Genomic DNA, 2309 nt, shown 5'->3' on the forward strand with positions numbered 1-2309 from the left:
CGGCAAACACGTTGACGATTCACCACCCCGTTGTCGTCACCCCCAGAGACCGCCAACAAGTCACTCGTGCAGAGAACTTAGGGAACTGACAACGTTTACAGGCGTTGTTCACCACTCGTGTGTGCTGCGCAGTAGTGTGGCAATACGTCCCACGACTCTGATCTGGCGATCGGGCTTCTCGCTCCGGTCCCTGTGCCCAGACCTCGCATTCGCAGAATCGACATTGCCGTCCCGGCAGTAGCGGCGAACCGATCAATCGCTCTCGGCGCGCTCGTTCTGTGTCCGTGCGAGAGTCCACGCTAGGAGCACCAACATGTCGACCCACACCCAGCCGGTGCCGTTCGCGGTCACCCCGCGACGCACCGACAGTGCGGCGGTGATCGCTGTGGCAGGCGAGGTGGACTTGTCCACCGCGTCAGTCTTGGCGAGTGCAATCGCCGCCGAAACCGATACGCATCCAACAGCTTTGATCGTCGACCTGACAGAGGTTTCCTTCCTGGCGTCCGCTGCGATGACCGTGCTCGTACACGCGCACCAGAAGCATTCGTCGAAGCTGGATTTCTCGGTCGTTGCGGACGGACCCACGACGAGTCGGCCGTTGAAGATGATGGGCCTCGATCAAGTCTTCCCGCTCTACCCGGATCTGGATACCGCACTCGCCGCGGTCACGCGCTGACGTCAGGAATACCCAAAGCCAGAACAGCAGTGTCGTCCTGCAGACCCGAACCGAATCCGTCGAGCAGCGTCCGTATCGCGTCCACGATCGTGGCTGCATTCGAGGGGCTGTTCGCAGCCGCGAATTTCAGCAACGCACCGTCGTCGTCGTAGCGAGACTGGCCGACACCCGTCTGCGCCTCCGTGAGGCCGTCGGAATAGAGAACGAGCGTGTCCCCCGGGCGACAGCCGAAGCCGGGTAGCCACGAATCGTGGGTTCGGAAGAATTCCGACGAGTTGGCCACCGGTCAGATCTACGTTCATCGCTTGTCCGTCTCCGTACAGCAGCAGCGCCGGCGGGTGCCCGCCACCTGCCAGATGCACGTCGAAACCGGTCTTGCTCGGTGTGAGCAACCCGAAGATGACGGTGCAGAACCGCGGGTCGGAACCGTGAAATTCATGATTCAGCACGGTGTTCAGATTGTGTAGGACCGCGACCGGGTCGTCGTCGTAGACCGCGGCCGCTCGCAGGGTATAGCGCGTCAACGACGTCACCGCAGCGGCAGCCGCACCCTTACCGCTGACGTCGCCGAGAAAGAAACCCCAGCGCTCGTTCGACAGTGCGAAGAGGTCGTAGAAATCGCCGCCCACTTCGTCACTCGATGCGGGGTGGTAGTACGCGACGGCGTCCATGCCTTCGGGTGGCACCAGCGACGGCGGCAGCAGCGAACGTTGCAACGTGGTGGCCAGAGCCTGGATGCGGGCCCGTTCGTTCTCGGCGTGCCGACGCGCATGGAGGAGTTCGCGTTCGTACTCGCGCCGAACGCGCGCGTCCTGTGCAGTGATCCGGAGCATGACCGGGTTACCGCCTTCGTCTTTCTTGACGTTGGCGGTGAGGAACACCGGCAGCCTTGTGCCGTCGGCCGCGACCAGATCCACCGTGATGCCTGCCAACTGTCCGGTCAAGCGCAGCATCGGTCCGAAATGGGTCTCGTAGTGGATTCGACCGCCTGCGGTGAGTTGATCGATGAACAGTTCGCCGACCAAATCGCGAGCATCGCGGCCCAACCAGGTCGACAGCGTCTTGTTCAACTTCGCGATACGCTGTCAATGGCCAGTTTGATGTCCCCGTTTTTGGCCAGGTAAAAGTCCCCACGGTTGTGGGCTAGTTCTGGTCCTTTCGGTGTTGTCGAGCGTCTCGCATTCGGTAGGACTCGCCGTCGGTGACCACGATGGTGGCGTGATGGAGAAGCCGGTCGAGGATGCTGACAGCTGTCGTGTGTTCGGGTAGGAAACGACCCCACTGCTCGAACGGCCAGTGCGACGCGACTGCCAAGGACTGTCGCTCATAGGCAGCGGCGACGAGCCGGAACAACAGTTGCGTGCCGGTGTCATCGAGCGGGGCGAACCCGATCTCGTCGAGTACGACCAGGTCGGCCCGCAGCAAGGTGTCGATGATTTTGCCGACGGTGTTGTCGGCCAGGCCACGGTAGAGGGTGTCGATCAGGTCGGTGGCGGTGAAGTAGCGGACCTTCAACCCGGCGTGCACGGCCGCGATGCCGAGCCCGATCAGAGTGTGGCTCTTGCCCGTGCCCGGCGTTATCCAGGTGTGAAAACACGCTCTCATCAACGTCTATGACGAAAGATGTCAGAGT

General features: G+C 62.1%; 2 protein-coding genes and 2 pseudogenes. 1 reads left to right on the forward strand and 3 read right to left on the reverse strand.

The genetic code is table 11. The features are described from left to right. Window positions 1-313: 313 nt before the first annotated feature. Entirely contained in the window at window positions 314-676 is a 363-nt protein-coding gene (locus tag ACHIRB_RS09740) for an STAS domain-containing protein (protein WP_199704271.1), read from the forward strand. Here the strand turns inward: ACHIRB_RS09740 and ACHIRB_RS09745 are convergent. From ACHIRB_RS09745 to ACHIRB_RS09755, 3 genes and pseudogenes are all read right to left on the reverse strand, one after another. Continuing rightward, a complete protein-coding gene (locus tag ACHIRB_RS09745; protein ID WP_395123944.1) occupies window positions 666-959 on the reverse strand; it encodes a SpoIIE family protein phosphatase in 294 nt (97 codons plus the stop codon). The two genes, ACHIRB_RS09740 and ACHIRB_RS09745, sit on opposite strands and share 11 nt — an antisense overlap. Beyond that, window positions 952-1629: pseudogene (locus ACHIRB_RS09750) on the reverse strand (PP2C family protein-serine/threonine phosphatase); the annotation flags it as partial. The pseudogene ACHIRB_RS09750 and the gene ACHIRB_RS09745, both read right to left, overlap by 8 nt. 190 nt (window positions 1630-1819) lie before the next feature. Beyond that, window positions 1820-2251 (reverse strand): annotated as a pseudogene (locus ACHIRB_RS09755) (ATP-binding protein); the annotation flags it as partial. Between the last annotated feature and the right edge of the window lie 58 nt (window positions 2252-2309).

The organism is Antrihabitans spumae, assembly GCF_043944905.1.
In the GTDB taxonomy this organism is placed as follows: Bacteria; Actinomycetota; Actinomycetes; order Mycobacteriales; family Mycobacteriaceae; genus Antrihabitans; species Antrihabitans spumae.

Excerpts from the sequence above, each read along its gene's own strand:
- ACHIRB_RS09740 (WP_199704271.1), top strand. The coding sequence starts at position 314 with ATGTCGACCCACACCCAGCCGGTGCCGTTCGCGGTCACCCCGCGACGC.